The sequence below is a fragment of the Saccharomonospora iraqiensis subsp. paurometabolica YIM 90007 genome (assembly GCF_000231035.2).
Taxonomy (GTDB): Bacteria; Actinomycetota; Actinomycetes; order Mycobacteriales; family Pseudonocardiaceae; genus Saccharomonospora; species Saccharomonospora paurometabolica.
The window spans coordinates 2,987-3,720 of record NZ_KI912199.1; the positions used below are offsets into that span (position 1 = coordinate 2,987).

Annotated in this window: 2 protein-coding genes; both read left to right on the plus strand. The window is 73.6% G+C overall.

Annotation, left to right across the window (positions count from 1 at the left end):
- Positions 1-393, plus strand: a 393-nt coding sequence (locus SACPADRAFT_RS0202735; RefSeq protein WP_007027851.1) for a nuclear transport factor 2 family protein, incomplete at its 5' end; no start/stop codon positions are given.
- 92 nt (positions 394-485) lie between these two features.
- The coding region (locus SACPADRAFT_RS0202740; protein WP_007027850.1) for an SdpI family protein at positions 486-734 on the plus strand (249 nt) is incomplete at its 3' end.

The following is a 734-nucleotide window of genomic DNA, read 5'->3' on the forward strand; positions in this document are numbered from 1 at the left end:
GACCCGGCCGAGCAGCGCGCGGTGCTGGACAGCTTCGTCACCGCGCTGACGAACGGCGACCTGTCCGGGTTGACCGAACTGCTGCACCCGGAGGTCACCCTGACCGGTGACTCGGACGGCAAGGGCCGCACCGCCCGCCGCGTGATGACCGGCGCCGACACGCTCGTCCGGTTCGTCGCGGGCCTGCGGCGGCGCTACCGCCCGGGTGTCCTGGACACGGCGCGGCCGGTGCTCGTCAACGGCGACGTCGGGCTGCACCTGCCGGCCGAACCGGGCGGCGACGGCTACCGCGCCCTGGACGAACACGTGCAGGCCGTGGTGGTACGCGACGGCCGCATCGTCGCCCTCTACGACGTCGTCAACCCGGACAAGCTCACCCACGTCCCCCGCTGACCCGAAAAGCCTTCACGATCCTGTCGCGCCGGGTGCCGCAGGACACAGCGCTCCGGTACCGTCCCGGGTGCTCGGACGGAATGGGGGCGCCGATGGAGGACGTCGTCGGTTTCGCGGTCTTCGCCGGGTCGCTGTTCCTCGTCGCGGGCCTGGTGCACTGGATCCGGAACGCGACCCGCGACGGGAACCTGGGCCGCAACTTCGCGGTGGGGCTCCGGACGAAGGTGACGCTGTCCTCCGACGCAGCGTGGGAAGCCGGGCACCGCGCCGCCGGGCCGTGGCTGGTGCGTGCGGCGTGGACCGGCTACACGGCGGGCGCGACGGCCGCCGTCCTCGCGGTC